This window comes from Ohtaekwangia sp. (assembly GCF_036568665.1).
Taxonomy (GTDB): domain Bacteria; phylum Bacteroidota; class Bacteroidia; order Cytophagales; family Cyclobacteriaceae; genus Ohtaekwangia.
Genome location: NZ_DATCSD010000165.1, coordinates 1 through 5,029, shown reverse-complemented (window position 1 = coordinate 5,029; position 5,029 = coordinate 1). Strand labels below are relative to the sequence as shown.

Below are 5,029 nucleotides of genomic sequence, written 5' to 3'. Positions count from 1 at the left end.
TATTCTTGTTGGGAATGTTGATTATCTGGCCGAAGCCTGTCTTCTCATCATTTACTGGTATGGTAAATATATCCCCTACTTTTAATTTTAGCTTCATCTCAATTAGTTGTCTTTTTCTTCTGTATAACATTCTTCCTATTGGATGTTCCACCGTTCGGATTTGCTTTATTTGTTGGTCCACCTCTAGCATCTAATGCTTTCTGTTCCTTTTTATTCAGATTTTTTCCAGGCTTTCCTTTATCAATTTTCTTAAACTCAAAATCCGATCGAGGATTTGCACGGGCATGTTCCTTTTGTCTAGCAGCAAACCGTTCTGCACTTTTTGCCTGTCCAACATAAGGCTTTAGATTTCCTGTTTTGTCAATTCTTTCATATACAATTCCTTTTGGATTTCTAAGAAGCCCCTCACTTGCAACAGTCATTAATACATTTCCAAGAAGTTTTCCACTGGCTTTCTCTGGATTTTCTTTGAAACTTGTAACAACCTGCTCTTTAATTTCTGTTATTGTCTCGACTGGATTTGTAACAGCATTCCACAAACCCTTCACTGTTTGAACCGGACTGGTAACCGCATTCCATAATCCTTCTGCAGCATCCGTTACAGATTCAATCAGGCCAGCCCCGGCCTCGGCTCTGCCTTGTTGATATTGTTGCAGTGCATCAACATCAGGAACAAAATTCCCATTCTCATCAGCTGTTAGGGGAGGAGCCCATTCTAGGCCTTCTAGCTCTCTTCCACTTACAACTCGATTCTCAGCAAAAGCATACGGGCTATTGTAAACATATTCGTCAGTAAGAGGATCAATATTGAAGAATCTCCCAATTTCCGGTTGATGATTTCTCCACTTGAACGAATCCCATTCTAAGTCTAAGTCATCTATATGTTCCTGCCCTTGGAACAATTTCGTCTTGTTCTGGACAGAGTTTTCCCTTCGATAACTACTATAAGCTAAACCAAACGGATAATAATCTTCCGCCTGTATTACAGGAGACTTAGTCTGCTCTACCTTGAAGTCATCAAAATATACTTCTACCTGACTTCCACCTAAAGCCACGTTATCATTGCTAAGGTAAATATACACATAGCCCGCTTCTTTTATAGTCAGTTGCTTGGAGAGTTTCTCATGGGGTACATCGGTGCCGCTTTCTTTCGCTGCTTCTGTTACCCGTACAAAACCACCATCCAGTACGTTGTAATTTCTGTCGAAGATCAGGTAGTTCAGGTATGCTTTTGGGGCGGTGCCGCTTTCGCTTCCTTTGCTGAGAAGACCTGCAAATGGATCGAGGGCACCACCGGTGCTTCCCACAGCTCCTCCATCTATATAGGTATTCGGTGCGGCTGTTCCATTGGCAATAGAAGTCATCAGATTCGTTACTGCGGCTGACCAGTTAGCCTGGTTGGTATCCAGGTATTTGGCATATACTTCTGCATTGATCACATCGCCTGGCATTACGCTTAATGATTTAGCCAGGCCTGTTTGTTCACTAGCCGTACCGTTGAGGCGTGCAGAGTAATTTGTGCCGCCTTGTCTTGTGTGATCGAACAACGGGAAGTTTATCTTCACGGCTTCGTTGTAGTATATAAACTTGCCTTGCTCATTACTTACATTGGCAGTCTCCAGCGTAGCGGTTGCACTCTCCGTTTCATCTTTCGCTGTAAACGTAACACGTACGTTGCCCAAATGATCTTTCAAATGATACTGATACTCCGGTGCTGTGCCGGTCATGACAATGCGGCCTTCTTCGTGGTTGATAAATTTCAGTGTATCATTTTCATAGAAGTATTCGCCTGCATAATCGGTTTGTTTGGTAACAGCATTGCTGCTGTTATATACCTGCTGGCAGAGCTTTCTGCCGGAAGCATCGTAGATATACTTGATATACTCACCGCTTACTTTTGTTACCTGCACCGGCAGGTTCAGGTGGTTGTAGGTAATCGCAGCTATATCTTTATTCTTGTCAACGTTCATGCTGCCGTTGTTGTCGTACTGGTAATCGTCTGATGTTGTATTACCATCAATGAAGCCCTGCTTCACATCACCCGCATCGGTTACGCTGAGCAATTTGTTGCTTTTTGCCTGACCGGTACCATAGTTATAAGTGAGCACATCCATGCTGGCTCCATTTATACCTTTGCGCGTCAGGTTCTGTAAATTACCATTCAGGTCATAGGCATAGCCGGTCTCGGTATAGGCATCGCTGGTTTGTACGGTGTTATTGGCATCCTTGTACTGTGGTTGTCCCCAATTGCTGGCATTCTTCTGTTGGAAGCTTGCATCCTTGATCCGGTTCATCGGATCGTAATCATATTTATAGGCATTCTCCTTTACATCGCCATAGCCCTGATTGTTGCTATAGCGGATCGCAGAGATGTTACCATTAAAGGCTGCTTTATTATTGAGCGTAGGTATAACTTCGTTGTAGGACAGATTCATACCAAAGTGATCGCGTGGATCGCTGCTCTCGTCCGGTGTAAGATCAGAGTTGTTAATACGTGTAAGCCAACCACGGATATTATAGCGCATGTCTACATGCTGTTTGAATGTAGTGCCCTGATCTTCGGAGTGAAGTTTCCTGGTGATGAGTTGTCCGAGCTCGTTATACTCGTTACTGGTGAGCAATACATTTGTGCCGCCATTTACCTGGTGCCAGGTTTTCAGCAGGCGACCGGCATGGTCATACTCAAATGTTCTTACTATACTTGAACTGCGCGCTGCAAAAGAAGCACGCACATCTACCAGGCTGGCTCCTGACGAATACAACGAGGCGTCTACACGCAGATCGGTTGTAGAAGCCGGAGAAGCCGGACTCGGAGTCAGCACCTTTCCATTTTGTCTGTAGGTAATGGCTGTGCCTTTACGCTCAATACGAAGTACATCGCCTGTCGCTAATGTAGTGCCACTATAGCGCTGCACTCCGCTCTCCTGTATCCGAATAGAAAAGCCGGAACCGGCCATGTATAAAGCATAGTTTATACTGGTATAATTTGCATCCGGATCGGATGAGGCAAGACCAATTATTCTGTTCTTGTTTAGTTCTGACACCGTCACTTCCATCCAGCCATCCTGCCCGGCAGGCAGTATTTGTTGTGATGATGCACCCGCTATCCAGCCATCGGCACTGCTCGCTTTGCCTAATGTATTGGTAATCTTATCGACAACGCCCGGGCTTACTACATTGGTCCACTTGATGGAATACTCTGTGCGGGTACTCTTCGACTTCAACACCTTGCCTACAAAGTCATATACATTGGTGGTTCTGTCAAAGTCTCCATGCATATCGTTGGCAACGGTCTGCACCACTCTATATTTGTCATCGTAGTAACTGGCAGTAATAATATAGTTACCCCTCGTCAATACCTTTGTTTTACTTCCTGTCACCTGCCCTACTACACTCAGGAAACTATTACCATTGGCATCGGATGTATACTGGTCGGTAAATTCAGTTGATTTATAGTTATACCTCTCATCGTTGAGCAGATTCTTAAAGTCATACGTATCGTAATACGTTACTGTCAGCACATCCAGCTTTGTTGCATCATTGGGAAAAACATTGTTCGTATACCCATGAAAAGTGGTAGTCCCATCGAAGCTGTCATAGAAGTTAGCGGTGCTGATCAACCCGGCCATATCCGTTTGACTCGCGGCTCCTGTATGGGTATAGATCGCGGTAACAATCGGACGGTTCAACGCATCGTACTTGGTTACGAGCCATTGATTGTTCTTGCGTTGTTCACCATCCTGGGTCATCACCAAACGATCGCGATTGTCGTATACCATATATACCCAGTCCGCACCCGGCACTTTCTTCTGTGTCATCCGATGGCGGCCATCGTATTTATACTGAAAGGCCCAGTTATCCAATGCAAGATTTACAGCCGTCTTTACTTTTATAGGATCACTCTGTATCGTTATACCGGCAAAGGATGTACTGGTCATCTTTACTCTATAGATCCCTTCATCGCTCTGTGCAAAGGCACTGCGGGTATAAGTCTGTTGTGTCGTGTTTCCGTTCAGGCTGTTTACACTTGTCCAGCTTCCATTATCCTGTTGCTTCTCCCACGTAATGGTACCATTGCTCCCTGCTGCCCTGCCGGGTATAGTCAGCTGAGCACCTATAGCAGGCGTAACAAACTGTACATCCTGTATAGTATTCTGTGGCGTGAGTGTAACGGTTTTTATACCGCCACTCGTCAGTGGTTGCAATGCGCCAAAGTCTAACCGGTTATAAGAAACGTTCAAGGTCAGGTTAGCCTTGTTTACATGCGTGGTAAAATCCGGTATAGCGGTGAGTTCGTTATAGCTAAAGTTGATGCTGGTAGCCACCGGAAGATTTAGCATGCCGGCAGGTATACTGGTAAATAAATTTTTGCTGGCGCCAAAATTTACCAGGGCTGTGCAGGTACTGATCGAAGAAGGAAACGCTCCCGAGAATTGGTTATTCAACACACTGAACGTTGTCAGTTTAGTCCAGCCATTAAATACACCGGCAGGTATAACACCGCTTAATTTGTTATTGTATACATAGAAAGTAATGACCTGGTTAAGGGCAGCAAACTCAACGGGAATGTTCCCGGTAAGCTGGTTATCGTTGGCATAGAAATACTTCAGCTTGGTAAGGTTACCCAGGGTGGTCGGGAAACTGCCACTCAGGTTGTTATCATATACATAGAAGTAAATAAGATTCACCAACTGCCCCAATGACGAAGGTATACTTCCGCTAAGCTCATTGCTATACAGGTATAGCGTTGTAAGATTTGTTAAACTGCCAATCTCAGCCGGTATAGTACCGGTAAGCTGATTGCTATAAAGCGAGAGAATGGTAAGGCTATGCAAATTACCTATACCACTGGGAATAGTACCCGTAAGATTGTTGGCATGCAGCGATAGCGTAGTGAGTGCTGTAGCACTGCCTGCGTTGGATGGAATACTCCCGGTTAATTCATTAAAGGCGAGGTTCAGGGTTTGCAGACCTGCTATTGAAAATAGCGAATACGGAATCGCTCCGCTTAAATTACACTGGTATATAT

Annotated in this window: 1 protein-coding gene; it reads right to left on the bottom strand. The window is 44.7% G+C overall.

Features of this window, described 5'->3' with window-relative positions; translation table 11 throughout:
• Positions 1 to 98: 98 nt before the first annotated feature.
• Positions 99 to 5,029, bottom strand: a 4,931-nt coding sequence (locus VIN08_RS09530) for a hypothetical protein (RefSeq protein ID WP_331963701.1), incomplete at its 5' end; no start/stop codon positions are given.